The sequence below is a fragment of the Micromonospora sp. NPDC047730 genome (genome assembly GCF_043204765.1).
Classification (GTDB): Bacteria; Actinomycetota; Actinomycetes; order Mycobacteriales; family Micromonosporaceae; genus Micromonospora.
On record NZ_JBIDCU010000001.1, the window covers coordinates 1065105 to 1087810 of the forward strand.

The 22706-nt window shown below is 73.2% G+C and carries 23 protein-coding genes and 3 tRNA genes; 14 read left to right on the plus strand and 12 right to left on the minus strand.

The genetic code is table 11. The annotated features are described in order from the left end of the window. Positions 1-149 precede the first annotated feature (149 nt). Complete coding sequence (locus ACGF5G_RS05255; protein ID WP_393259111.1) at positions 150-983, plus strand: class I SAM-dependent methyltransferase; 834 nt, start codon at positions 150-152, stop codon at positions 981-983. A 43-nt stretch (positions 984-1026) separates the two neighbouring features. Here the strand turns inward: ACGF5G_RS05255 and ACGF5G_RS05260 are convergent, their stop codons facing one another. The 3 genes from ACGF5G_RS05260 to bcp form a co-directional block, all read right to left on the minus strand. Further along, positions 1027-1566, minus strand: coding sequence for a GNAT family N-acetyltransferase (locus ACGF5G_RS05260; RefSeq protein WP_393259113.1), 540 nt, complete (start codon positions 1564-1566; stop codon positions 1027-1029). A 94-nt stretch (positions 1567-1660) separates the two neighbouring features. Next, positions 1661-1743, minus strand: a tRNA-Leu gene (locus ACGF5G_RS05265). Positions 1744-1843: 100 nt separating this feature from the next. Further along, positions 1844-2320 carry a thioredoxin-dependent thiol peroxidase gene (gene bcp, locus ACGF5G_RS05270; RefSeq protein ID WP_350676747.1) on the minus strand — a complete coding sequence of 159 codons (477 nt, stop codon included), beginning with the start codon at positions 2318-2320 and terminating at the stop codon, positions 1844-1846. Between the two features lie 213 nt (positions 2321-2533). Here bcp and ACGF5G_RS05275 point away from each other — a divergent pair, with 213 nt between their 5' ends. The 4 genes from ACGF5G_RS05275 to ACGF5G_RS05290 are packed head-to-tail and all read left to right on the plus strand — an operon-like array spanning position 2534 to position 5198. Beyond that, positions 2534-3250, plus strand: a complete 717-nt coding sequence (locus ACGF5G_RS05275; RefSeq protein WP_393259115.1) for an energy-coupling factor ABC transporter permease — start codon at positions 2534-2536, stop codon at positions 3248-3250. Continuing rightward, positions 3247-3654, plus strand: a complete 408-nt coding sequence (locus ACGF5G_RS05280) for a PDGLE domain-containing protein (protein WP_393259117.1) — start codon at positions 3247-3249, stop codon at positions 3652-3654. Before ACGF5G_RS05275 ends, ACGF5G_RS05280 begins: the two co-directional genes overlap by 4 nt. A gap of 6 nt (positions 3655-3660) precedes the next feature. After that, the gene (gene cbiQ, locus ACGF5G_RS05285) at positions 3661-4431 is read left to right on the plus strand and encodes a cobalt ECF transporter T component CbiQ (RefSeq protein ID WP_393259118.1); all 771 of its coding nucleotides are present in this window, start codon (positions 3661-3663) and stop codon (positions 4429-4431) included. Further along, the gene (locus ACGF5G_RS05290; protein ID WP_393259119.1) at positions 4428-5198 is read left to right on the plus strand and encodes an energy-coupling factor ABC transporter ATP-binding protein; all 771 of its coding nucleotides are present in this window, start codon (positions 4428-4430) and stop codon (positions 5196-5198) included. Before cbiQ ends, ACGF5G_RS05290 begins: the two co-directional genes overlap by 4 nt. 95 nt (positions 5199-5293) lie before the next feature. Here the strand turns inward: ACGF5G_RS05290 and ACGF5G_RS05295 are convergent, their stop codons facing one another. Genes ACGF5G_RS05295 through ACGF5G_RS05310 form a run of 4 tightly spaced genes read right to left on the minus strand, consistent with a single transcriptional unit; the run spans position 5294 to position 8249 of the window. Next, complete coding sequence (locus ACGF5G_RS05295) at positions 5294-6391, minus strand: hypothetical protein (RefSeq protein WP_393259121.1); 1098 nt, start codon at positions 6389-6391, stop codon at positions 5294-5296. Beyond that, positions 6388-7104 (minus strand): DsbA family protein, encoded by a 717-nt coding sequence (locus tag ACGF5G_RS05300; RefSeq protein ID WP_393259122.1) that lies wholly within the window; start codon positions 7102-7104, stop codon positions 6388-6390. The genes ACGF5G_RS05295 and ACGF5G_RS05300 overlap by 4 nt, the downstream gene beginning before the upstream one ends. Then, a complete protein-coding gene (locus ACGF5G_RS05305) occupies positions 7097-7621 on the minus strand; it encodes a MauE/DoxX family redox-associated membrane protein (protein ID WP_393259124.1) in 525 nt (174 codons plus the stop codon). Before ACGF5G_RS05305 ends, ACGF5G_RS05300 begins: the two co-directional genes overlap by 8 nt. 43 nt (positions 7622-7664) lie before the next feature. Continuing rightward, positions 7665-8249, minus strand: coding sequence for a sigma-70 family RNA polymerase sigma factor (locus ACGF5G_RS05310; RefSeq protein ID WP_393259125.1), 585 nt, complete (start codon positions 8247-8249; stop codon positions 7665-7667). Positions 8250-8356: 107 nt separating this feature from the next. On the opposite strand from ACGF5G_RS05310, the gene ACGF5G_RS05315 reads away from it, so the two are divergent. The 4 genes from ACGF5G_RS05315 (at position 8357) to ACGF5G_RS05330 (ending at position 12796) form a co-directional block, all read left to right on the plus strand. Then, a complete protein-coding gene (locus ACGF5G_RS05315; RefSeq protein ID WP_393259127.1) occupies positions 8357-9001 on the plus strand; it encodes a zf-HC2 domain-containing protein in 645 nt (214 codons plus the stop codon). Positions 9002-9110: 109 nt separating this feature from the next. Further along, positions 9111-10775 carry a copper resistance CopC/CopD family protein gene (locus ACGF5G_RS05320; RefSeq protein ID WP_393259129.1) on the plus strand — a complete coding sequence of 555 codons (1665 nt, stop codon included), beginning with the start codon at positions 9111-9113 and terminating at the stop codon, positions 10773-10775. 15 nt (positions 10776-10790) lie between these two features. Then, the gene (locus ACGF5G_RS05325) at positions 10791-11516 is read left to right on the plus strand and encodes a YcnI family protein (RefSeq protein ID WP_393259130.1); all 726 of its coding nucleotides are present in this window, start codon (positions 10791-10793) and stop codon (positions 11514-11516) included. A gap of 143 nt (positions 11517-11659) precedes the next feature. Next, positions 11660-12796: a hypothetical protein gene (locus tag ACGF5G_RS05330; protein WP_393259131.1), complete on the plus strand. Its 1137-nt coding sequence runs from the start codon at positions 11660-11662 to the stop codon at positions 12794-12796. A 128-nt stretch (positions 12797-12924) separates the two neighbouring features. Here ACGF5G_RS05330 and ACGF5G_RS05335 read toward each other — a convergent pair whose 3' ends face one another. Continuing rightward, on the minus strand, positions 12925-14193 hold the full coding sequence (locus ACGF5G_RS05335; RefSeq protein ID WP_393259132.1) for a glycosyltransferase 87 family protein: 1269 nt from the start codon (positions 14191-14193) through the stop codon (positions 12925-12927). Between the two features lie 75 nt (positions 14194-14268). Between ACGF5G_RS05335 and orn the strand changes: the two genes are divergently transcribed. Both orn and ACGF5G_RS05345 read left to right on the plus strand, forming a co-directional pair. Beyond that, a complete protein-coding gene (gene orn, locus ACGF5G_RS05340) occupies positions 14269-14859 on the plus strand; it encodes an oligoribonuclease (protein ID WP_393259133.1) in 591 nt (196 codons plus the stop codon). A 96-nt stretch (positions 14860-14955) separates the two neighbouring features. Then, positions 14956-15028, plus strand: a tRNA-His gene (locus ACGF5G_RS05345). 52 nt (positions 15029-15080) lie between these two features. Here the strand turns inward: ACGF5G_RS05345 and ACGF5G_RS05350 are convergent. Further along, positions 15081-16373 (minus strand): Ig-like domain-containing protein, encoded by a 1293-nt coding sequence (locus ACGF5G_RS05350; RefSeq protein ID WP_393259134.1) that lies wholly within the window; start codon positions 16371-16373, stop codon positions 15081-15083. A 311-nt stretch (positions 16374-16684) separates the two neighbouring features. Beyond that, the gene (locus tag ACGF5G_RS05355; protein ID WP_393259136.1) at positions 16685-17941 is read right to left on the minus strand and encodes an Ig-like domain-containing protein; all 1257 of its coding nucleotides are present in this window, start codon (positions 17939-17941) and stop codon (positions 16685-16687) included. A 187-nt stretch (positions 17942-18128) separates the two neighbouring features. On the opposite strand from ACGF5G_RS05355, the gene ACGF5G_RS05360 reads away from it, so the two are divergent. Further along, positions 18129-18204, plus strand: a tRNA-Lys gene (locus ACGF5G_RS05360). Between the two features lie 124 nt (positions 18205-18328). Here ACGF5G_RS05360 and ACGF5G_RS05365 read toward each other — a convergent pair. Further along, complete coding sequence (locus ACGF5G_RS05365; RefSeq protein ID WP_393259138.1) at positions 18329-19615, minus strand: low temperature requirement protein A; 1287 nt, start codon at positions 19613-19615, stop codon at positions 18329-18331. Between the two features lie 284 nt (positions 19616-19899). On the opposite strand from ACGF5G_RS05365, the gene ACGF5G_RS05370 reads away from it, so the two are divergent. Further along, complete coding sequence (locus tag ACGF5G_RS05370; RefSeq protein WP_393259140.1) at positions 19900-20646, plus strand: hypothetical protein; 747 nt, start codon at positions 19900-19902, stop codon at positions 20644-20646. Positions 20647-21188: 542 nt separating this feature from the next. Further along, positions 21189-21836 carry an ATP-dependent Clp protease proteolytic subunit gene (locus tag ACGF5G_RS05375; protein ID WP_393259141.1) on the plus strand — a complete coding sequence of 216 codons (648 nt, stop codon included), beginning with the start codon at positions 21189-21191 and terminating at the stop codon, positions 21834-21836. Between the two features lie 51 nt (positions 21837-21887). Here the strand turns inward: ACGF5G_RS05375 and ACGF5G_RS05380 are convergent, their stop codons facing one another. After that, the gene (locus ACGF5G_RS05380) at positions 21888-22688 is read right to left on the minus strand and encodes an SDR family NAD(P)-dependent oxidoreductase (protein ID WP_393259143.1); all 801 of its coding nucleotides are present in this window, start codon (positions 22686-22688) and stop codon (positions 21888-21890) included. Positions 22689-22706: the final 18 nt, after the last annotated feature.

Consider the following 22706-nt stretch of genomic DNA (forward strand, 5'->3'; position numbering starts at 1 on the left):
CTACTGACCCGGCGGTGCGCCCGCGTACCCTCGTCCGGTCGGCGGTGACGCGCCGCTCGTCCCGTTTCGCCTGAGGTTCCGGCCCGCGCGGCCCGGTTGCGGGGAAACTTTTCTCACATCTGTTTCCCTTCGCCTGGTAGAACCCTCTCGTGGACGCAACGAAGCTCCGGCGAGCCATCGCCCGCACTCCCTTCGCCCCCGTCGCCGCCTTCCCCAAGCGCCTGGCCCGGGTCGCCCGCCACGACGCCAAGGTGCTGCGCACGTCGGCCCGGTGGCTGGTCACCTCCCGGGAGCACCACAACTACACGTACGACCTGACCAAGCTGAGCCGGCACCACCTCGCCTGGTTCGTCAGCGTGGTCTGCGACGTGCCCGTCAAGCAGGTCCGCGCGTACTTCGGCGAGATCGAGTCGGACGACGTGCTGCGCCGGCACATCGAGTCCGCCACCGCCGGCGCGGCCCGCCGGGGCCTCGCCGACCGGCACGTCCGCTATGCCCGCCGGATCGGCTGGTACGCGATCGTCCGCGCCACACGACCGCAGCACGTCGTGGAGACCGGCGTCGACAAGGGGCTCGGCAGTTGCGTCCTGGCCGCCGCGCTGCTGCGCAACGCCGCCGACGGGCACCCCGGCCGGGTCACCTCGCTGGACATCAACCCCGAGGCCGGCTACCTCGCCCGGACCGCGCCCTGGTCCGAGGTGGTCGACCTGGTGATCGGCGACTCCATCGCCTCCATCGCCGCGCTGGACCGGCCGGTCGACCTCTTCCTGCACGACAGCGACCACAGCCGGGCCCACGAGAAGCGCGAGTTCGAGGCGGTCGAGGGCAAGCTCGCGCCGGGCGCGGTCCTGCTCACCGACAACGTGACCGCCACCAACGTCCTCGCCGAGCACGCCGAGCGCACCGGCCGGAAGTTCCTCGCCTACCGGGAGACCCCGGCCAACCACTGGTACCCGGGGGACGGCATCGGCGTGGCATGGTGACCGGGCGCGGCTGAGCCGTCGGCTCGGCGCGCGGGGCGGTCGGTCAGCGCGCGGGCGCGTGCGGGGCGGTCAGGTCGAGCCACATGAGGATCTCGTCGCGGTCGTCGCCGGGCGCGACCCGCAGAGCGCCGGGCAGGCGCCCGACCTCCCGGTAACCGAGCCGCCGGTAGAAGCGGTCCAGCCCCAGCCCGTCCCGGACCGTCACGTGCAGCGCCTCCCGGCCCAGCTCGCGGCCGAGGCGCTCGGCCTCGCGCATCAGCGTCAGGCCGTACCCGTGGCCCTGGGTGTCCGGGTGGACCATCACCCGCTTCAGTACGCACCAGTGCGCCTTCAGGTTGAACCGGTTGTCGCAGAAGATCAGCGCCGCGACGAGGCGGTCGCCCGCGTACCCGAGCAGGAGGCGGTCCGGGCCCTCGGCGATGCCGGTGAACGTCGGGTCCGCGGTGCGCCGGACGTCGGCGGCGGTGACCGGCGGCACGAAGCCGACCGCCCCGCCGGCGTTGGTGACGTCGACCCAGAGCGCGACGATCGCCTCGCGCAACTCGGGGGTCAGTTCGGGGTCGAGGACGAAGCGCAGGGTCACCGGCCAATCCTGACCGCGCGGGGTCCGCGCCGACCCGCGATCGTGACGCGTCCGACAGCGCAGCCGGTGGCACGGGCAGGGTGGACCCCGAAGGTGCGGGAGGGGGGATTCGAACCCCCACGTCCTTTCGGACAATAGGACCTAAACCTACCGCGGCTGCCGTTACGCCACTCCCGCCGACCCGCTGAGTCTAGAGCGTCGGGTCACGACGGTGCCGAGCCCGTCTCGCCGGCCGGGCGGCGAGACGGGTCCCGCGACCGGTCGAGGGCGGCCGGCCTCAGTCGAGCCCGAGGTCGCGGCGCAGCTTGGCGACGTGGCCCGTCGCCTTGACGTTGTAGAGCGCGCGCTCGATCTTCCCGTCGGCGTCGATCACGAAGGTCGAGCGGATCACGCCGGTCACCGTCCGGCCGTACGACTGCTTCTCGCCGTACGCGCCGTACGCGGTCAGCACCGACTTGTCGGTGTCGGCGACCAGCGGGAAGGTGATGGCGTCGCGCTCGCGGAACTTCGCCAGCTTCTCCGGTTTGTCCGGCGAGATGCCGACGACCTCGTAGCCGGCCGCCTGGAGCGAGGCGAGCGAGTCGCGGAAGTCGCAGGCCTGCTTGGTGCAGCCGGGCGTCATGGCCGCCGGGTAGGCGTACAGCACGACCTTGCGGCCGCGCAGGTCGGCCAGCGAGAGCGTCTCGCCGGTGTCGGTGGGCAGGCGGAAGTCGGGCGCGGGGTCACCGGGGGAGAGGCGGTCGGGCGCGGTCATGGCCACGACCCTACCGCCGGCGCCGGCCTGCCGGCCCCGGGCGACGCGCCGGCATCGGCACCGGCCCGGCGTCCGGTGCGCGCCGGCCCGGCGTCCGTGCGGCGGACGGTGATCGATGCCATGCGCTGTTGCCAGATATTGGCAACAGCGATGTACGGGAAATACGCTGACCCCCGCGGGGCGCGGACGGACCGCCGACGCGTGGGAGGTCGTGTGGAAACGCTGGCGATGCACATCTCGAACGGGATCATCGACGGTCCCGTCGCCGCGGTCTTCGCGGCCGTCGCGGTGGCCGCGATGACCCTCGGCGTCCTGCGCGGCCGGCGCGACCTGGACGACCGGCTGGCGCCGATGGCGGGTCTCGTCGCGGCCTTCATCTTCGCCGTGCAGATGCTCAACTTCCCGATCTTCACCGCCGGCGTCAGCGGCCACCTGCTCGGCGGCGCGCTCGCCGCGATGCTGGTCGGCCCGTGGGTCGGCGCGCTCTGCGTGGCCGTGGTGCTCGTCGTGCAGGCGCTCGTCTTCGGTGACGGGGGCGTCGCGATGCTCGGGCTCAACATCACCAACATGGCGGTGATCGGCACCGCCGCCGCGTACCTGCTGATCGCGCTGCTGCTGCGGGTGCTGCCCCGCACCCCGACCGGCCTCGGCGTGACCGCCTTCGTCTCCGCCCTGGTCAGCGTGGTGGTCGCGTCGATGGGCTTCGTGTTCCAGTACTGGCTCGGCGGCACCACCGACCTGGGCGGCAACCTGGGCGGCCTGGCCGGCACGATGGCCGGCGCCCACCTGCTGATCGGCATCGGCGAGGGCCTGATCACCGCGACCACGGTGGTCACCGTCGCCAAGGTCCGGCCCGACCTCGTCTACGCGCTGCGCGGGCTGCGGCCCGCGTCCGCGCCCACCGTCCCGGCCGTCGGAGGTGTCCGGTGAGGAAGCGTTCCTGGGGGTTCCTCGTCGGCGGGCTGCTGGTGGCCCTGCTGCTCGCCGGGGTGGTGAGCAACTTCGCCTCGTCGCACCCCGACGGGCTGGACTCGTCGCTGCGCGAGGGCTGCACGTTCGACGCCGACGACAACATCACCGGCGGCAGTTGCCCGGCGCAGCAGGAGAAGGAGCACGAGATCGGCGGCCCGCTGGCCGACTACGGCATCGCGGGGATCGACAACGACTTCCTCTCCACCGGCCTGTCCGGCGTCCTCGGCGTGCTGCTCACCTTCGCCGTGGCCGGCGGGGCCTTCTGGCTGGTCCGCCGCCGAGGCCCGCGAGACGGCCAGGCGGCCGACCGCGAGGCGGTCGACGGCGAGCGCGCCAGCACCGGCGCGACGGGCCGGGGCTAGCCGGGGATGGGCGCCGGGCATGCGCACGTGCTGTACCGGGAGGGCACCTCGCCGGTGCACCGGCTCCCGCCCGAGGTCAAGATCGCGGCGATGGTGGTCTTCACCCTCGCCGTGGTGGCCACCCCGCGCGAGGCGTTCTGGGCCTTCGGTGGGTACGCCCTGCTGGTCGCGGTGGTCGCCGCGCTGGCCCGGGTCGGCCCGGGCTGGCTGCTCGGCCGGTCATTGATCGAGCTGCCGTTCGTGCTCTTCGCCGTCGCCCTGCCGTTCCTCGGCGCCGGCGAGCGCGTCGACGTGCTCGGCCTCAGCCTGTCGTCCGACGGACTGCTCGGGGCCTGGAACATCGTCGCGAAGGGCACCCTCGGGGTGCTCGCGTCGCTCCTGCTGGCCGCGACCACGACGACCCGCGACCTGATCGTCGGCCTGGACCGGCTGCGCTGCCCGCAGATCCTCACCCAGATCGCCACGTTCATGCTGCGCTACCTCGACGTGCTGGTCGGCGAGGCCCGCCGGATGCGGGTGGCCCGGGTCTCCCGCGGCGACGACCCGCGCTTCCTGTGGCAGCTGCGCGGCTTCGCCGCCGGCATCGGCGCGCTCTTCCTGCGCGCGTTCGAACGCGGCGAGCGGGTCTACCTGGCGATGCTGTCGCGCGGCTACGCCGGCCGGATGCCGGCGGTGTGGCAGGGCGCGGGCGCGGCGACGGCCGGGCAGTGGCTGGTCGCGGCCACCGTGCCGGTCCTGGCGGCCACCATCGCCGCCACCGCCGTCGTGCTGACATGATCGGAGACGTGCAGACCGCTGCCTCGCTGGACGTCCGTGGCGTCCGGTACGCGTACCCGGACGGGCACGTCGCCCTGCACGGGGTGGACCTGACCGTGCCGCGCGGCGACCGGGTGGCGCTGCTCGGCCCCAACGGTGCCGGGAAGACCACCCTGGTGCTGCACCTCAACGGCATCCTCACCCCGACCGAGGGGAGCGTGAGCGTCGGCGGCCTGACCGTCAGCCAGGACCGGGCCACGCTGGCCGAGGTGCGCCGCCGGGTGGGGATCGTCTTCCAGGACCCGGACGACCAGCTCTTCCTGCCCACGGTCGCCGAGGACGTGGCGTTCGGGCCGGCCAACCTGGGGTTACGCGGGGCGGAGCTGGCCGCCCGGGTGGACGAGGCGCTCGCCGCGGTCGGGATGGGCGCACACCGGGACCGCGCGCCGCACCACCTCTCCTTCGGGCAGCGGCGCCGGGTGGCGGTGGCCACCGTGCTCGCCATGCACCCGGAGATCCTGGTCCTCGACGAGCCGTCGTCGAACCTCGACCCGGCGGCCCGCCGCGAGCTGGCCGAGATCCTGCGCGGGCTGCCGGTGACGCTGCTCATGGTGACCCACGACCTGCCGTACGCCCTGGAACTCTGCGCCCGCTCGGTGATCCTGGACGCCGGGCGGATCGTCGCCGACGGTGCGACGCCGGACCTCCTGGCCGACCAGGACCTCCTGTCCCGTCACCGCCTCGAGCTCCCGTACGGCTTCACCCCGACAGCCCGCACCCCCCACTGACCCCCACCCTGCCCCCGGCGATCTTGCACTTGCCGCCCCGGCAAAAGGGGCTTTCCTGTCATGTGGAGGGCCGAAAATGCAAGATCGCGGAGGTGTCAGGGGCGGGGGGCAGGGGCGGGGGTGGGAGAGGGAGAGGGGCGGCGGGAGGTGGCGTGGAGGCGGAGGGCGCCGGCCGCCGCAGCGCCGATTCCGACGACCAGGACGACGGCGATCAGGATCCGGGCCGCCGTCGCCGGCCACGGGACGGGGGCGACGGCGCGGGCGAAGACCGCGGCGTTCGCCACCCCGGCGAAGAGCGCCAGGCAGGCGCCGGCCAGCGCCAGCGCGAAGTCGGCGGCCGGCCGTCGGGCCAGCGCGTACACCCCGGCGGCGATCGCGCCGAGCCCGGTCAGCAGCGCCCACACCTGCCCGCCGAGCAGGCCGGTCAGCAGGCCGCCGACGCCCCGCGCCCCGGCATCGAACTCCCGGCCCACGGTGAACGCCACCGCGGCCACCCCGCCGAGCACCAGCAGCCCGCCGAGCCCGGCCAGCGCCCGCGCGCCCGGCGCCGACCCGGCCGGCAGCAGCCCCAGCGCGCCCACCGCGAGCAGCCCGACCGTGGCGACCACCCACCAGGCGTACGCGTCCGGCGGCGGCACCCAGTCCAGGGTGCCGCGGATCTCCATCGGCTCGTCACCGGCGCGCAGCGGCACCACCCAGTCCCGCACCCGGTGCTCCCGGTCTGCGGCGGCCCGCACCTGCGGCGGCGGCGCCGACTCGCGCCAGAGCACCCGCTGGTCGTGCCAGCGCACCGTGGACGAGTCGTCGACCCGCCGCCAGTCCGGCGGCGCGGCCGGGTCCGCCTCGGCCGGCAGCCGGGTGTCCCCGGCGATGGTCCGGTTCAGGTACGTCGCGGGGGAGCGGACGTTCTCGTACACCCCGTCGGGACCCACCCGCAGGTACGGCTCGCCGGAGTAGCCGACCACCTCGACGGCGTGGTCGCCGGTGTTGGTCAGCTCCAGCCGGGCACCCGCCTCCACCACCCGTACGCTCAGCCCCGCCCGCGCCGGGGTGACCGCCGTCACCTCGGTGCGGTAGTCGGTGCCGTCGGGGGCGTCCGCCCCGTGCGCGGCCGCCGGCCCGGCGAGCGCGAGCGTCGCGGCCAGCGCGGCGGCGAGCACCAGGCCGGCGCGGGCCAGCAGGTCACGGATCACTTGCCGGCCGCCTCCACCGCCGCCTTGATCCCCTCCGGGCTGCGGTCGGCGACCTCCTGGCCGTCGACCACGATGGTCGGGGTACCGGTGATGCCGGCCTTGCTGGCCTCGTCGGTCACGTGCTCCGTCCACGGCTTGAAGGTGCCCTCCCGCAGGCAGGAGGCGAACCCGTCCCGGTCGATGCCGGCGCCCGCCGCGATGTCCACCAGCTCGTCGTCGCTGAGCCCGGCGCCGCCCTCCGGCGGCTGCCGGTCGAACAGTGCCTTGGCGTACTCCCGGTACCGGCCGCCCTCCGCCGCGCAGCCGGAGGCCGCCGAGGAGCGGGTCGAGTACTGGGTGGTGGAGAAGCGGTTGAGGTAGGCCACCGGGTGGTAGACGACCCGGACCTTGCCCTCGCTGATGAGCTGGTCGATCGTCGGTCCGCTGACCTGCTCGAACTGCTTGCAGGCCGGGCAGAGGAAGTCCTCGTAGATGTCCACCGTGACCGGGCCCGAGCCGGCGACGACGCCGGTGCCGGCCTCGTTCGCGCCGGTCGGCGGAGTGAAGTCGTCGGAGCGCTGGCTGGAGTAGACGCTCCAGCCGATGAGGCCGGCGATCACCAGGACGGCGACGGCGGCCACGGAGACCCAGAGCGTCCGCTTGCGCCGCTGCTCCCGGGCGAGCTGTTCGCGGACCACCCGCGCGGCGACCTTCTGCCCCTTGCGACTACTCATTCTCGTCCTCCACGGGTGCGTCCCCCGTCAGCCAGCCGTCCACGGAGACGGGCGTGCGGGGCCAGATCAGCAGGAACCCGGCCAGTGCCAGGAATCCCAGGTCCCGGAGGATCTCCGGGAGGTAGCTCGGCGCCTGCCCCTCGGCGAGTTGGCCGCCGCTGCCGAAGCAGCCGCAGTCGATCGCCAGGCCCCGGCTCCAGGCCGAGGCGATGCCGGCGACGAAGACCACCAGCAGCGCCGCGGAGATCGCGGCGCTCAGCCGGGTGGCCAGCCCGAGGAGCAGTAGCACGCCCAGCGCCAGTTCCACGAAGGGCAGCGCCGCGCCGACCACCGTGGCGGCGTCGTACGGCATGACCTGGTACGCGTTGACGGCGCGACCGGAGGCGGCCAGGTCACCGACCTTGCTGCCGCCGGCGATCAGCCAGACGGCGGCCAGGCCCAGCCGGGCGGCCACGCCGAGCCAGGGACGGACGGCCGGCCAGCGGGCGGCCGGAGTACGGGGGGCGGTCACGATCATTGGACGTCGCGTCCGTCGTGGAAGTTCCCGGCCACGTTCCCGCTCATCCGGCGAGGGCGTCGCCGACCGCCTCGACGAGGTCGTTGCGGGCCCGGGCCACCCGGGAGCGGATGGTGCCCACCGGCACCCCCTCCACGGCGGCGGCCTCGGCGTACGACAGGCCGAGCAGCTGGGTGAGCACGAATGCCCCGCGCCGCTCGGCGGAGAGCCGGCGGACCAGGTCGGCGGCGCCGAGCTGGCCGGCGGGGTCGGGGTGCGCCCGGTCGGCTCCCGCGTCGGCCGCGAGCCGCTCGTTGAGCCGCCGGCGACGCACGACCGTGCGCAGGTGGTCGGCGCAGGCCCGCCGGGCGATGCCGAGCAGCCAGGTCCGCGCGCTGGACCGCCCCTCGAAGGCCGGCAGCCCCCGGAACGCCCGCAGGTAGGTCTCCTGCGTCAGGTCGTCGGCGCTGTCCGGGTCGACCAGCGCGGCGGCGAAGCGCCACACCTCGGCCTGGGTGAGCCGGACGAAGGCGGCCTGGGCGACGGGATCCCCGTCGCGGGCGGCCAGCGCCCACCCCGTCGCCGACTCGCGCACGGCGGCGGCGTCGGTGGGACCGACGGCGGAGGTGTCGCGCGGGGCGGGGATCACGACAACCCAGGTTACGCGGCACGGCAGGAGGGGGCAGGGTCCTTCGGCCCTTCCATGGCCTGCGCCACGCCGGGAACTTTCCCGGCTCGCCGGACGACTACCCGCTCATGACATGCGACGACGTACGCACGGCGCTGTCGGCGCGGCTGGACGGCGAGGACCCGCAGGCGGCGTCGGCGGTGCTGGACGCGCACACGGCGCGTTGCCCCGGCTGCCGTGCCTGGCTGGCCCGGGCCGAGCAGGTGACCCGGCTGGCCCGGGTGCGGGCGGTGGCGGTGCCCGACCTGACGGCCTCGGTGCTCGCGGCGGTCGCCGCCGACCCGGTCGTGGCCCGGCGCGCGCCGGAGGCGACCCGCCGGGCCCGCCGCCAGGTGCTGCGGGTCGCCGTCGCGGTCGCCGCCGTCGCCCAGTTGTCGATCGCGCTGCCGGTGCTGCTGGCCGGGCTGGGCGTGACCGTCGACCCGCACACCAGCCGCGAGATGGCCTCCTTCGACGTGGCGCTGGCGGTCGGCTTCGCGCTGGCCGCGTGGCGGCCGGAGCGGGCCCGCGCGTTCGTGCCGGTGGCGCTGGTGCTGGCGGTGTGCCTGGCCGGCACCAGCGCCGTCGACATCGCCAACTCCACCACCGCCCTCGTGCACGAGGTCGGCCACCTGGCCGCCGTGGTGCAGGCGGCGCTGCTGTGGGCGCTGGGCCGGGTCAGCGGCGAGTCCGGCAGCCCGGTGTCGACGTCACTCCGGGCCCGGCATGGCTGACCACGCTCCGCCCCGGGCACGCACGCCCGAACAGGGAGTCGCGCGGGCCGGTGGGCTTCGGGCAGTGCCGCGCGATCGGACTCGCGCCCGGCGGGTCGGGTCCGCGAGCATGACCGGCATGAGTGTCGCCAACCGCCGCCGGTTCGCCCGGCTGACCGCCGCCGCCGGCCTGCTGATCGCCGTCGTCGCCCTGTTGATCGCCCCCGCCGGCCCCGCCAGCGCCCACGCGGTGCTGGTGAGCAGCAGCCCGGTCGCCTCGGCGGTGGTGCCGAACGGGCCGGCCGAGGTGGTGCTGACCTTCAGCGAGTCCGTCCGCAAGGTGCCGGGCAAGATCCGGGTCATCGCGCCGGACGGCTCCCGCGCCGACCGGGGCGAGCCGAGCTTCTCCGGCAGCGTGGTCACGATCCCGGTCGACCCGGCCGGGGGGCGCGGCACCTACCTGGTCAGCTACCGGGTGATCTCCGCCGACAGCCATCCGGTCTCCGGCGCGTTCACCTACTCCGTCGGCGCGCCCTCCACGCCCCCGGCCGACACCGGGGACGACAGCCGGGCCGACCCGGTGGTCGGCAACGCGGTCAAGGTCGCCAAGTACGTCGGCTACGCCGGCCTGCTGCTGCTCGTCGGCCCGGCGATGGTCCTCGCCGCGCTGTGGCCCCGGCGGCTGCCCCGGCAGGGCCCGGCGCGGCTGGCCTGGGCCGGGCTCGGCCTGGTGGTGCTCTCCACCGTGGCGAACCTCCTGCTCCAGGTGCCCTACACCGCTGGCGGGGGCGTGTTCGACGTGACCGGCGAGGGGCTCAGCGCGGTGCTGGGCAGCACCTTCGGCGCGGCGCACCTGGTGCGGCTGGGCCTGCTGGCCGCGGCGGCGTTCCTGCTCCGGCCGCTGCTGGCCGGGCCGGTCGGCCGCGCCGACCTGGTGATCCTGGGCATCCTCGGGGTGACGGCCCTGCTGACCTGGCCGCTGGCCGGGCACCCGGCGGCCTCGCCCGTCCCGGCGGTCTCCGTCGTCGTCGACGCGGTCCACCTGGGCAGCATGGCCGTCTGGCTGGGCGGGCTGGTGATGCTCGCCGGCTTCCTGCTGCGCCGGGCCGACGAGCGGGAACTGGGCGCGATCCTGCCGATCTGGTCGCGCTGGGCGGCGCTGGCCGTCTCGGCGCTGCTGCTCGCCGGCACCGTCCAGGCGCTGATCGAGGTCGCCACGCCGGGCGCGTTGGTCGACACCACCTACGGGCGGCTGCTGCTCGGCAAGATCGGGCTGTTCGCGCTGGTCATCGCGGTGGCCGCGTATTCCCGGCAGTTGGTGCGCCGGCCCACGGCGGCGGGCCGGCCGGCGCCGGTGCGGCGGGCGGTCTGGGCGGAGTTGGCGATCACCGCGGTGGTGCTCGGCCTGACCGCCGTCCTGGTGCAGACCACCCCGGCCCGCACCGCCGGCTCCGACGTGACCGGCGGTTCCCCCGGTTACTTCTCCACGACGCTGTCCAGCCCGATCTACTCCCTCCAGGTGGAACTGGACCCGGCCGAGCGGGGCAACAACACCGTGCACTTCTACGCGTACACGAAGGACAACCGGCCGCAGCCGGTGGTGCAGTGGCGCGCCACGGCGGCCCTGCCGTCGGCCGGGATCGAACCGATCGAGGTCCCGCTGCTGCCGCTGACCGACAACCACGCCACCGGCGAGATCGACCTGCCGGCGGCGGGGGAGTGGCAGTTGCGCGTGACCGTCCGCACGTCCGACATCGACCAGGCCACGGTGACCGCCACCGTGCCGATCAGGTAACAGGAAGGCTCCCAGATGATCCGTCACCGGCGTACCGCAGCCGCCCTGGCGCTCGGCGCCGTCGCCACCGCCGTCCTCGGCTTCGCGGCGCCCGCCTCCGCCCACGTCACGGTCAACCCGCAGGAGGCGACCCAGGGCGGCTACGGCCGGTTCGCCTTCCGGGTGCCGAACGAGAGCGACACCGCCTCCACGACCAAGGTGGAGGTGGTGCTGCCGGAGAACGCGCCGGTGGGCTCCGTGTCGACCATGCCGGTGCCCGGCTGGACGGTGGCGGTGGAGAAGCGCAAGGTCGACCCGCCGGTCGAGGTGCACGGCAGCCAGCTCACCGAGGTCGTCGCCAAGCTCACCTGGACGGCGACCGGAAACGCGGGGGTCAAGCCCGGCGAGTTCCAGGAGTTCCCGGTCTCGATGGGGCCGCTGCCGCAGGTCGACACGATGGTCTTCAAGACGCTGCAGACCTACTCCGACGGCAACGTGCAGCGCTGGATCGAGGCGCCGACCCCCGGCGGGGAGGAGCCGGAGAGCCCGGCCCCGGTGCTCACCCTCACCGCGGCCTCGCCGTCGGCCGCCCCCACCGGCGGCGCCGCCCCGGCGCAGGCCGACGACGACGATGACGACGCCGAGGGCGTCGGCCTGGCCACCGGGCTCGGCATCGCCGGCCTGGTCGCCGGGGCAGGGGGCCTGCTGCTCGGCGGTCTCGCCTTCGCGCGGAGCCGGCGGGAGCCCGCGCCGAAGGCGTGAGCCCCGCTCGCACCCTCCACCGGCCCGTCGGCCTAGCCGGCGGGCCGGCGGCTTTCCGGGCCGGTGCCGCGGATATCCGCTGATCAGTCGGTCCTCGTCGGTAAGGTCGGCCGGGTATCCGGCTACGGAGGGGGACGAGGCGAATGCGGTTCGTGCGGGCGCTCGGCGGAGTGCTGCTGCTGACCATCGGGATTCCGGCGCTGCTCGCCGGCGGGGTGCTGGGGATGCTCACCCGGCACGCCGACCCGGCAGGCGCCTTCAGCGCCCGGTTCGAGACCGTGCACACCCCCGGGCACGCGGTGGTCGTCCGGGACCTCGACGGGCTGCTGCGCGCGGAGGCGCCGTTCGCCCGGGTCGGGCAGGCCCGGCTCCGGCTGGACGCCCGCACGGCCGACGGCCCGGCCTTCGTCGGGCTGGCCCCCGCCGACGAGGTGCGGCGCTGGCTCGACCCGGTGCCGCACGCCGAGGTCCGCCGGGTGGCCCTGGCCCGGGGCCCGCTGCCGGTCCGGCTGGAACCCGCCGCGCCGTCCGCCGGCACCACGCCGCCCACCGGCTCCACACCAGCCGCCGGCGCCCCGCCGGCCGTCACGCCGATCGGTCAGCCCTTCTGGGTACGCGAGGGGATCGGCGCGCTGGAGTGGTCCCCGCAGGAGCTGGCCGACCGGCGGCTGAGCCTGGTGGTGATGCGTCCCGACGGGCGTGCCGACCTGACCCTGGAACTGCGCGCCGGGCTGCGGGCCGGCTGGACCGCCTCGGCCACCGCGGGCCTGCTCGCCGGCGGGGTGCTGGCGGTGGTGCTCGCCGTGCTGCTCCTGTTGCGCCCGGTACGCCCGCGTGAGGTGGTCTTCGTGGTCGAACCGGACCAGGTGCCGGTGCTGGCCGGGCGGCTCGGCGTGACCTCGCTCAGCGGGCTGGGTGCCCAGCCGACCCGGGACAGCGACCGGTCCCGGGTCGGCGGGCGTCAGCTCGCCTCGGTCGGCGCCGGTCCCGCGCGGTCCCGGGCCGCCATCGGGCCGGTGCCCGCGCGCCGCCCCGCGACGCTCGCCGACCTCGCCGGCGGCGACCCGGCGGTCCGCCCGCCCGAGGTGACCCTCAGCCTGGCATGGCCGCCGGCCGTTGCCGAGGCGACGGCCGCACCGGCCCCGACGGAGGGCCGACCCGGTCCGGACTTCCCGGCCATTCCAGATTTCCCGGTCACCCCGGACTCTGCGGCCACCCCGGATTCCGCGGCCACCCCGGATTCCGCAGCCACCCCGGATTCCCCGGACGCCGCGCGCTGACCGCGCCCGGGCGGCCCGGACGGCGAGCGGCCCTCCGCGCTGCCGACGCGGAGGGCCGCCTTCACCGGGGGATCGGTGCTACCCGAGAGACACCTGAGGTAGTTGTGACCAGATTAGCGGTGAAGGGGCTACTCGGGAAGACTGTCCATTTGGTGCGACTTCCCGGCCCGGCGCCCGACCGGCAGCGCCACCAGCAGCAGCAGGCTCAGCAGCACGTACGTGTTGCGCACCAGGAACTCGCCCGGCGAGTCGGTGCGCACCGGGGCGACGCCCCAGTCGTAGAAGGTCACCACGCCGTACACGATCAGGGCGGTCGTGCCGACGGCGAGCGCGGCCAGCCCATTCCGGCGGCGGAGGCCCTCGCCGGTGCCGGGGTCGGCGCTCAGCGCGGCGTCCGCCAGCACCACCACCGCGGGGATGAACCAGTAGATGTGGTGGGTCCAGGTGATGGGGCTGACCAGCGCGCCGACCAGCCCGGTGAGGGCGAGCCCGGTGAGCGGGTTCCCGGCCCGGGCGGCCCGCGCCGCCCGCCACAGCCCGTACCCGGCGACGACCGCGACCAGCAGCAGCCACAGCAGCCGGTCCGGCTTCTCCGGGGCGGTGATGCGGCTGAGCAACCCGAACAGCGACTGGTTGCCGGTGTAGTCGGTGCGGCCGACCCGGTCGGTCGCCCACAGCTCGTGGGTCCAGAACCGCCACGAGTCACGCGGCGCGACCGCCGCGGCGAGCAGGGTCGCGGCGGCGGCCGTCGCGCTGGCCACCGCCGCCGCCCGCCACCGCCGGGTGGCCAGCAGGTAGACGATGAAGATGCCCGGGAAGAGCTTGAGCGCCGTCGCCAGCCCGACGCCCACGCCGGCCCAACGAGCCGCCCGGGGTACGGCGAAGAGCAGGTCGGCCAGGATCAGCACGACCAACAGCATGTTGATCTGACCGAAGGTGATCGTCTCCCGGGTGCTCTCCACGGCCAGCACGAGCAGGACCGCCACCGTGAGGGTGAACACACGGGGCAGGCCGTGCCGGGCGATCACCGGCGCCGACAGCCAGCGGGTGGTGACCACCACCGCGAACGCGGTCAGGATAGTGAAGATCGTCACGGTGGCGCCCAGCGGCAGCAACGCGAACGGACGCAGCAGCAGCGCGCTGAACGGCGGGTAGGTGAAGTAGAGCTCGCCCTGCACCCGGTCGGGCTGGACGTAGTCGTAGAGCGGGTTGCCGGCCGCCCACCAGTCCATCGCCCGCATGTAGATCTTCAGGTCGAAGAAGTCGTGTACCAGCCCGGGCAGGTAGAGCGCCGGCAGCACGGCGGCCAGCGCCAGCACGGCGGCGAGCCGACGGACCGTACGGCCGCCGGGGTCGTCGTCGGTGACGGCGGGCGGTGCGGCGGGTTCGGCTGGCACGGGGAAACCCTAGCGGTCGGGTCGCGCCACGGTGCGCGGGCGCGCGGCCGGCGGGGCTGCGCGTAGTCTGGGCCGGTGGCTGATCTTCTCGTCTGGATCGACTGTGAGATGACCGGGTTGGACCTCGGCAGGGACAAGCTGATCGAGGTCGCCGCGCTCGTCACCGATCCCGATCTCAACGTGCTCGGGGAGGGTGTCGACGTGGTGATCCACGCCGACGAGGCGGCGCTGGAGGCGATGCCGGAGATCGTCCGCACGATGCACGGCAAGTCGGGGCTGACCGAGGAGGTCCGGCGCTCGACGGTGACCCTGGCCGAGGCGGAGGACATGGTCCTCGACTACATCGCCAGCCACGTCAAGGACCCGCGCACCGCGCCGCTGTGCGGCAACTCGATCGCCACCGACCGGGGCTTCATCGCCCGGGACATGCCGCGCCTCGACGCGCACCTGCACTACCGGATGATCGACGTCTCCTCGATCAAGGAGCTGTGCCGCCGCTGGTACCCGCGGGTGTACTTCGGCCAGCCGCAGAAGGGGCTCGCGCACCGGGCGCTGGCCGACATCCGGGAGAGCATCCGGGAGCTGGAGTACTACCGGCGGACCGTCTTCGTGCCGCTGCCCGGCCCCGACGTGGAGACCGCCAAGGCGATCGCCGCCCAACTCTGAACCGGGCGGGAGAACCCGCTGGACGTGGCGGGCGGGGGTGGGGCTATTATTGGTCCGCACCCCGCCCGGGGCGATCGACCGGGTGCGGAAGGCATGGTGGCTGTAGCTCAGTTGGCAGAGCACCGGGTTGTGGTCCCGGTTGTCGTGGGTTCAATTCCCATCAGTCACCCGGTTGCCGAAGGCCCCCTCCTCGCGGAGGGGGCCTTCGGCGTTTCCGGTGCTCAGGCGGTCGGGCTGGGCGCGGGCTCGCCGCTGGCGTCCGGGTCGGCCCCGGCCGGCTCGTACGGCAGGGCGCTGCCCTTGACGTACTCCTCCCAGCTCATGTTCCAGTCGGTCCAGCCGTTGCCGTTCTGCAGTTTGCGCTCGGTGCCCTTGACGGTGATGGGGTCGCCGATCCGGGTGTTGGCGAACAGCCAGGCGCCGTTGGCCATCGAGACGTTCACGCAGCCGTGCGAGACGTTCACGCTGCCCTGCTGCCCCTCCGACCAGGGCGCGGCGTGGATGAACTCGCCACCCCAGGTCAGCCGCTGGGCGTAGTCGATCTTCGTGCGGTAGCCCTCCTCGGGGCCCAGCTCCTCGAAGGTGTCGAAGACCGTCTTGCGCAGCTTCTCGATCACCACCATGGTGCCGCTCGACGAGGGGGTGCTCTTCTTGCCGAGGCTGACCGGGATGGTCTTGATCACAGACCCGTTCTTCGTGACGGTCATCCGCTTGGTCTTGTTGTCCACGGTCATGATCACCGCAGCGCCGATCTTGATGTCGACCGTGAGGTCCGCCCGGCCGTACCAGCCGCCGCCGAGCGGCAGGCCACCCGCCTGGATCCGGTAGGAGACGGTGCTGCCGGCCTGCCAGAACTCCTTCGGGCGGTAGCGGATCTCCGTCGGGCTGACCCAGTGCCAGATGCCCTCCTGGGCCGGCGTGGAGGTGACCGTCATCCGGCGCTGGACGTCGTCGCGGTAGTCCTCCGGGATGGCCCGGCCGAACTTGACGATCAGGGGCATGCCGACGCCGACCACCTGGTTGTCGCCGAGGAAGCTGGTGATCCGGACCTGCTTGCCGGGCTTCGCCATGGTGGTGAAGGTGCTGGTCGCCGTGGCGGGCCGGCCGTCGTCGCCGGTCGCGGTCACGGTGGCGGTGTACGTCTCGCCGTACTTGAGCGCGCCGGCGGGCAGCCAGCTCGTGCCGTCCCCGGCGAGCTTGCCCTCGACGGCCTCGCCGGCCGAGTCCTTGAGCTCGACGCTGGTCTCCTGGGCGTCCTTCGTGGTGAAGGTGATGCCGGTCGAGGCGGGCACGTCCTTCGCGTCGGCCTTGGGCTCGACGATCGTGGCCGCGGCCTTCGGCGCGGCGGGCTGGCCGCCGCCGTCCTGCCAGCCGGACGGCTTGCCTCCGCCGCCGTCGGTGCAGGCGGCGGTCAGGGCGAGTGTCGCGACGAGCACCGCCGCCGCGATCCCACGGCGTCGCCCGCCCCGCCGGTCGTCCCCACGCCGGATCAGCTGGTCCTGGACAGCTCGCATGATTCCCTCACAGTCGTGATCCCCGGTTGCCCATCGTCCCTCACTGACGCACCCGGACAGATACCCGTTCCTCAGGGTGAACCGAAACACGTCGGGCAACCTGTCCGAATATTGATAGAATCGGTGGCTTTTGCGAGGTGGGCCCGCGTTCCCGGGGTGACGGGGCGGCGGGCCGGCCGGGGCAGCGACTCGGTCGACGATGTCGCGGTCCGGGGTCGTGACGAACGACCGGAGTCGGTGCGACCCGGCCCGGAACGCGGCGACCGGCCCGCGGGTGCGGACCGGTCGCCGGATCTTCGGGTGGAGGTGCGTCAGAACGCCGGCCCCGCACCGCCCTCGGGCACCGGCAGGGCGCTGCCCTTGACGAACTCGGACCAGCTCACGCTCCACGCCGTCCAGCCGTTGCCGGCGGCCAGCTTGCGCTCGGTGCCCTTGATGGTGATCGGGTCGCCGACCTTCGTCTTCTCGAACAGCCACCGGGCGTTCGCCGTCGAGACGTTGACGCAGCCGTGCGAGACGTTCTGTCGGCCCTGCACGTGCTCCGACCAGGGCGCGGCGTGGATGTACTCGCCGCCCCAGGTGAGCCGCTGCGCGAAGTCGATCTCCGTGACGTAGCGGTTCTCCGGATCCGGGTCGTCCCGGGTGTCGAAGACGGTGGACTCCTTCTTCTCCATCACCACCATCGTGCCGCTGGAGGAGGGCGTCTTCTTCTTGCCGAGGCTCACCGGCAGGGTGCGGACCACCTGGCCGTCCTCGTACACCGTCATCTTCTTGGTGGCGTTGTCGACCTTCATCTCGAACGCCCGGCCGATCTTCGCGGTGGCCGTGCGGTCGACGTTGCCGTAGCGGCCGTTGCTCAGCGGGATGCCGGCCAGCGCGATCCGGACGGTGAGGGTGGTGCCGGGCTTCCAGTACTCCGGCGCGCGGTAGTAGGCCTGGGTGCCGTTGTCGACCCAGTGCCAGGCGCCCGGCTGCGGCGGGTCGGTGTGCACGAACATGCGCTTCTGCACGGCGGCCCGGTCCTTCTTCGGGATGCCCGGGTGGAACTCGGTGACCACCGGCATCGCCACGCCGTACGTCTTGTCGTCGAAGAGGTACAGGCCCGAGCTGATCATGGACTTGGGCTTCGCCATCGTCGTGAAGGTGCTGGTGCCCTGGCTGGTCCCGCCGTCGGCGCCGGTCGCGGTGACCGTGGCCGTGTAGCGGGTGCCGTACTTCAACGGCTTCGACGGCACCCAGGACGAGCCGTCGGCGCGGAGCCGCCCCTCGACCTGCTTGCCGTCCGCCGCGGTCAGCGTGACGCCGGACACCTTGCCGCCGTCGGGCAGCTCCGCGCTGATCTCGGAGCTGACCGGCTTGTTCTTCGCCCCGTTGGCCGGGCTCAGCGCCAGCGGCGGACCGCTCGGCGCCGCCGGAGTGGCGGGATCGGCCGCCGCGCTCGCCGTGGCCGCCGTGGTGCCGCCCACGAACTCCGCCTTCTTCTGCTCGTCGCCGCAGGCTGTCAGTGCCAGCGACGCCATCAGACCGAGGGCGCCCACCATCGCCCCGGCCCGCGCGAACCTGCCCATCCCCACCTCTGTTCTCGCGTACCTGGCGCACATCGTGCCGCATGGACCCCGTTCCTCAGGCCCCTGTCGTCGTACGCCTGGTGGTTTTGCCCATGGATGCCCCTTAAGCTCGACCGAAGGGGGGAGCCGGGGATCGGATTGGAACCCGGCTCGGAGGGCGTGCTAATGTTCTCCCCGTTGCCAGCGAGCGCCGCTAGCTCAACTGGCAGAGCAGCGGACTCTTAATCCGCGGGTTCGGGGTTCGAGTCCCTGGCGGCGCACCAGCAGTAACACCCTCAGGGCCGGTCGTTCAGACCGGCCCTGACTCCTTTTGGTGGCCCCTACATCAGGCACCGAACACACAACCGATGGTCAGCGATGCGTTCCGGTGGCGGCCCGCGTCAGCTCCTACGGGATGGCCCCTCCGCCCGAGTCGCCGTTGCCTCTGGCTGTGGGTTCGCCCTCCGCCTCCTCGAAGAGCGTCTGGCGCAGTCGCCACCGGTGCCGGCGACTGATCAGGAACTCGGTGACGGCCGTCACCAGGCAGACCCCGGCAAGGCAGGCCAGGGCCTGCAGAGCGGGCAGCCAGGCGGTGACCGGCAGTAGGGCCAGCAGGATTGCGGCGGCGGCGAGTCGGGGCCAGATGACGATGAGGATGCCGTGACCGAGCCGCCAGTGGAACGCGGCGTGGGCGAGCAGGAACAGGGCGACGCCGCCGTACATCGCGTACCGGCCGGTCCGGTCGAGCGGATCGCCGCGGTTGTATGAGTTGGCGGTCTCGATGAGGCCGGGCGTGTGTTTCAGTCCGAGGGAGAGCAGGATGATCCCTGCGATCATGGGTAGGTGCAGGTAGGTGTAGGCGTCCCGGGCGAGTCGTACCCGGTGGATCGGGTCGGCGGTGCGCAGCGCGTGCTGTCCGACGAGCGCGGTGAGGTCGAAGTAGATCCATTCGAGGGAGCAGGCGATGACGGCGGCGAGCGCCGAGGCGATGAGGAAGCTCGCTGTGGCGTGCAGGTAGCTGCCGGTGACGCCGATCGACACCAGCACCTCGCCCAAGGCCAGGATGATGATCAGGTTGTGTCGCTCGGTCCAGTGCCGGGCGGAGAAGATCTGCCGACGCACGGGTAGCGCCATCCCGGCGCCGTAGTCGATGCTGATGGCCAGTACCCACAGGGCTATCTGGCCGGCCAGCGTTGTCGTGCTGCCGAGCCCGCCCAGCGGCAGCAACGCGGCGCTGAACAGTAGGCCGATGGCGGCGAGCGCCGGCACGGTGAGCGACACGATCTCGTGGCCCCGCAGGCTCGGCGTGGCGTACCAGCGTAGCCCCAGGTACAGAAGCCGGACTGTGGCGTAGCAGCCGACGAACCCGACAGGGGCTGCCACGCCGTCGGGAACACCCTTGAACGCGTCCAGCGTGATGGCCGCCAGCACGAACAACACCGGCGTTGTCGCCAGCAGGGTGAGCCTGGCCAGGCCGAAGTTTCCCCGTACCCGGTTGCTCAGCCAGGCGAAGAGCGACCACAACCACCAGAGCAGGGCCAGGACAAGCAGCCCGTGTACGACACCGAGGCCACCCTTGTCGGCGGTCATCAGCGTGGTGACCTGAATGAACGCGAAGACGAACACCACGTCGAAGAAGAGCTCTGCGGTGGAGACGCGAGAATGTTCGGAGATCCGCCAAACGCCTGGGCGCAACCTCTGGACCATGGAAGAGGCCTCCCGTGATCAGGCTGAGCTGGCCGCCGGCCACCCGCGTTGCATCCACGTCTCCTCGTCGCGGCAACTCGCTGTCTGCGGCTACCCTGGCCGACGCGCCGCAAACCGGTGGATCACTGCTCTGGCTCGGCATGGCCTTGCCGCTCCGTACTCGCCTGCCTGATGGTCTGGGTCTCCGCGCCCCTGTTCCTGCGAAGGATCGGTGGCGAGGCCTGTGCGCGGGGCCGGCGTTGTCCGGCCGTGGTTGCGGGTACCCGGCACGGATGGCGGAGGTGCTTGAAGACGGGGACATCTACTTCCTCTACCGGCCCCGGGTGGAGGAGGAGCACGTCGACTCGCTGGAGGAGGTGCAGCGGCTGCTGGTCGTGATGCACCCGTGGCGGGGACGACACCTGCGGCTGCTCGTGGTTGGGCGTAAGCGCCTGCCCGGTATCGACCGGCACGACCGCTTCTGGGCGTTCGTCGACGAGGTGGTGGACCGGCCCGAGCAGTTGCACAAGAGCCTCCAGGCGCGCGCGTACCGGACAGCGACCCGCGGCGAACGGGAGCAGCCGCCGGCCCGGCCGGTGGCGGAGGGGGCGTACGTGATCGCCCGGCACGACGACCACACCCATCTGGCGTACGAACTCGAACTCCCGCTGCGCCCCGGAGCGCCGCAGCACGAGCTGAGCATCGAGCCGGAGGCGAGCTACATCATCACGGTGAAGAACCCGCAAGCACCCTCCCCGCCCAGGGTCGGACTGCGCGGGGACCAGAAGGTCAAACTGCCCGCTCAGCTGCAGGGGAAGTTCCACGGCCGTCGTTTCGCCCCGCTCGACCCGCCGGACTTCCTCGACCATCCCGGGACCGAACTCGTCCTCGTCGGCGCGGCCCACGACGCCTCCGAGGAGCTGCGGATCGACCTGGACGCGGAGGTCGAGCGGGCGGCGCGGAGCACGATCTTCGGGGACCTGCGGATCGGACGACGGGATCGTCCGGTCGAGCCGCTCTTCGCAGGGGAGTGGGCGTAGCGGCGAGCAGCGCGAGACCCCGGGCGCGGCTCTGCGTGGCTGTTGGGGCAGCCAGCGTGCGCCGCTCGGGACGGACGGTCCCGTCGGCGATCGGCGCCCGCGTGCCGGGTGCCGCACCCCCCCCCGGGGACGGTCCGCCAGCGCAGCCGCTGCTCCCGGGTGACGGCCTTCTGCATTTGACCATCGTCGATCAGCGGCGGGGTAACTCACCGACGTGCTCTCACGGAATTCCCATGTCAGGGAAGTGCGCCGAACTGCACGGACGAATTGTGTGGCCGTCCCTCGTCGTCGGCGACCGACGTCCCCGGGGCCCGGACGCGCCGGCGCTCCCGGTCGCCGCCCGAACCGTTGTGGGTGCGGCGCAGCCGGCAGCGCCGACCGTCCGCAGTGGAGCCCTTCTGCTGCTCGCGTAAACACCCCTGTTTGGGAGCGGCATTCCGCTCGGGAAGCGGATAGGGTCGACAGAGGATCATCTCCGCTGCGTCGCCCGGTCGACGGGTGAATTTGCCGGGGGAGCAATTTCCGAGGGAGAGAGGGCGAACATGATCCGGAAGCCGAATCTGTCCGTGGACGGACGGTACGTCCTGCCGTCGTTCGCTGAGCGGACGTCGTACGGCATGAAGGAGACCAACCCGTACAGCAAGATGTTCGAGGACCGGATCATCTTCCTCGGCACACCGGTCGACGACGCCGCGGCCAACGACGTGATGGCGCAGCTCATCACGTTGGAGGCGACGGATCCCGAGCGGGACATCACCATGTACATCAACTCGCCCGGCGGATCGTTCACCGCCATGACGGCGATCAACGACACCATGCGCTACGTCCGTCCGGACGTGCAGACCGTCTGTCTGGGGCAGGCGGCGTCCTCCGCCGCGATCCTGCTGGCGGCGGGCACCCCGGGTAAGCGGATGGCGCTTCCGCACTCGCGGATCCTGATCCACCAGCCCGCCATCGAGGGCGTCCAGGGTCAGGGCACCGACCTGGAGATCCAGGCCCGGGAGATCATGCGGATGCGCACCCAGATGGAGGAGATGCTGGCCCAGTACTCCGGCCGCCCCCAGGAGGAGGTCTCCCGCGACATCGAGCGGAACAAGATCCTCACGGCCGACGACGCGGTGGCCTACGGGCTGGTCGACACCATCCTGCGCAGCCGGAAGAAGAGCGCGGCGGCGATGGCGGCCAGCTGAGCTGACCTGTCCGGGGTCGACGGCGCCACCGGCCCGTCGGCCCCGCTCTGGTCAGTCCCGCGCTGTCACGCCGGCCCTGTCCGGGGTGGGCGGCGGGTCGTCCAGCGCGGGTAGCAGGCTCCCCGCGAGGTGCGGCTGGTAGCCCCCGCTCGCGGTCCACCCGCCGTCGAAGCGCACGGTGGTGGCGGTCAGGTAGCGCAGCTCGTCCGCGGCCAGTGCCCGGATCAGCTCCGCCACCTCGGCCGGCTCCGCCAGCCGACGCTGCGGGGTGCCCCGCACGATGGTCTCCTCGTCGAGAAGGTTCCGGTGGATGCCGTCCATCACCAGCGGCGTCCGGACGTAGCCCGGGCTGACCGCGATGACCCGGATGTTCTGCGCGGCCCACTCCACCCCGAGCACCTCGGTCAGCATGGCGACACCGGCCTTCGAGGAGCAGTAAGCCGCTCCCTCCACCATCGCCAGGTGCGCCGCCACGGAGGCGATGTTGACGACCAGCCCGCCGGCCCGCCGCAACGCCGGGAACATCGCCCGGCAGCAGTAGTACGTCCCCGTCAGGTTGACCCCGATGACCCGCTCCCACGCCGCCGGCGCCAGTTCGCTGGCGAACCCGCGCCCGCCGATGCCGGCGCTGTTGACCAGCAGGTCGGCCCGCTCGACCTCGGCCGCCGCCGCGGCCACCTGGTCGTAGTCGCGTACGTCGACCTGCCGCCCGGTCACTCCGTCCGCGTCGCACGGGCGACGGTCCCAGCCGATCACGCGCCACCCGTCGTCCACCAGCCGCCGTGCCACGGCCGCGCCGATCCCGCTGGCCGCGCCGGTGACCACGGCCAGCCGCTGCCCACTACCGTGCAACCTGCCCTCCCTGGGTGT

Bases quoted from the DNA above. Each gene is read 5' to 3' on its own strand.
- ACGF5G_RS05325 (WP_393259130.1), top strand. From the start codon at position 10,791: ATGATCCGTCACCGGCGTACCGCAGCCGCCCTGGCGCTCGGCGCCGTC.
- ACGF5G_RS05330 (WP_393259131.1), top strand. From the start codon at position 11,660: ATGCGGTTCGTGCGGGCGCTCGGCGGAGTGCTGCTGCTGACCATCGGG.
- cbiQ (WP_393259118.1), top strand. From the start codon at position 3,661: ATGGGCGCCGGGCATGCGCACGTGCTGTACCGGGAGGGCACCTCGCCG.
- ACGF5G_RS05320 (WP_393259129.1), top strand. From the start codon at position 9,111: ATGACCGGCATGAGTGTCGCCAACCGCCGCCGGTTCGCCCGGCTGACC.
- ACGF5G_RS05375 (WP_393259141.1), top strand. From the start codon at position 21,189: ATGATCCGGAAGCCGAATCTGTCCGTGGACGGACGGTACGTCCTGCCG.
- ACGF5G_RS05370 (WP_393259140.1), top strand. From the start codon at position 19,900: ATGGCGGAGGTGCTTGAAGACGGGGACATCTACTTCCTCTACCGGCCC.
- ACGF5G_RS05350 (WP_393259134.1), bottom strand. From the start codon at position 16,373: ATGCGAGCTGTCCAGGACCAGCTGATCCGGCGTGGGGACGACCGGCGG.
- ACGF5G_RS05300 (WP_393259122.1), bottom strand. From the start codon at position 7,104: ATGAGTAGTCGCAAGGGGCAGAAGGTCGCCGCGCGGGTGGTCCGCGAA.
- ACGF5G_RS05305 (WP_393259124.1), bottom strand. From the start codon at position 7,621: ATGATCGTGACCGCCCCCCGTACTCCGGCCGCCCGCTGGCCGGCCGTC.
- ACGF5G_RS05315 (WP_393259127.1), top strand. From the start codon at position 8,357: ATGACATGCGACGACGTACGCACGGCGCTGTCGGCGCGGCTGGACGGC.
- bcp (WP_350676747.1), bottom strand. From the start codon at position 2,320: ATGACCGCGCCCGACCGCCTCTCCCCCGGTGACCCCGCGCCCGACTTC.
- ACGF5G_RS05290 (WP_393259119.1), top strand. From the start codon at position 4,428: ATGATCGGAGACGTGCAGACCGCTGCCTCGCTGGACGTCCGTGGCGTC.
- ACGF5G_RS05355 (WP_393259136.1), bottom strand. From the start codon at position 17,941: ATGGGCAGGTTCGCGCGGGCCGGGGCGATGGTGGGCGCCCTCGGTCTG.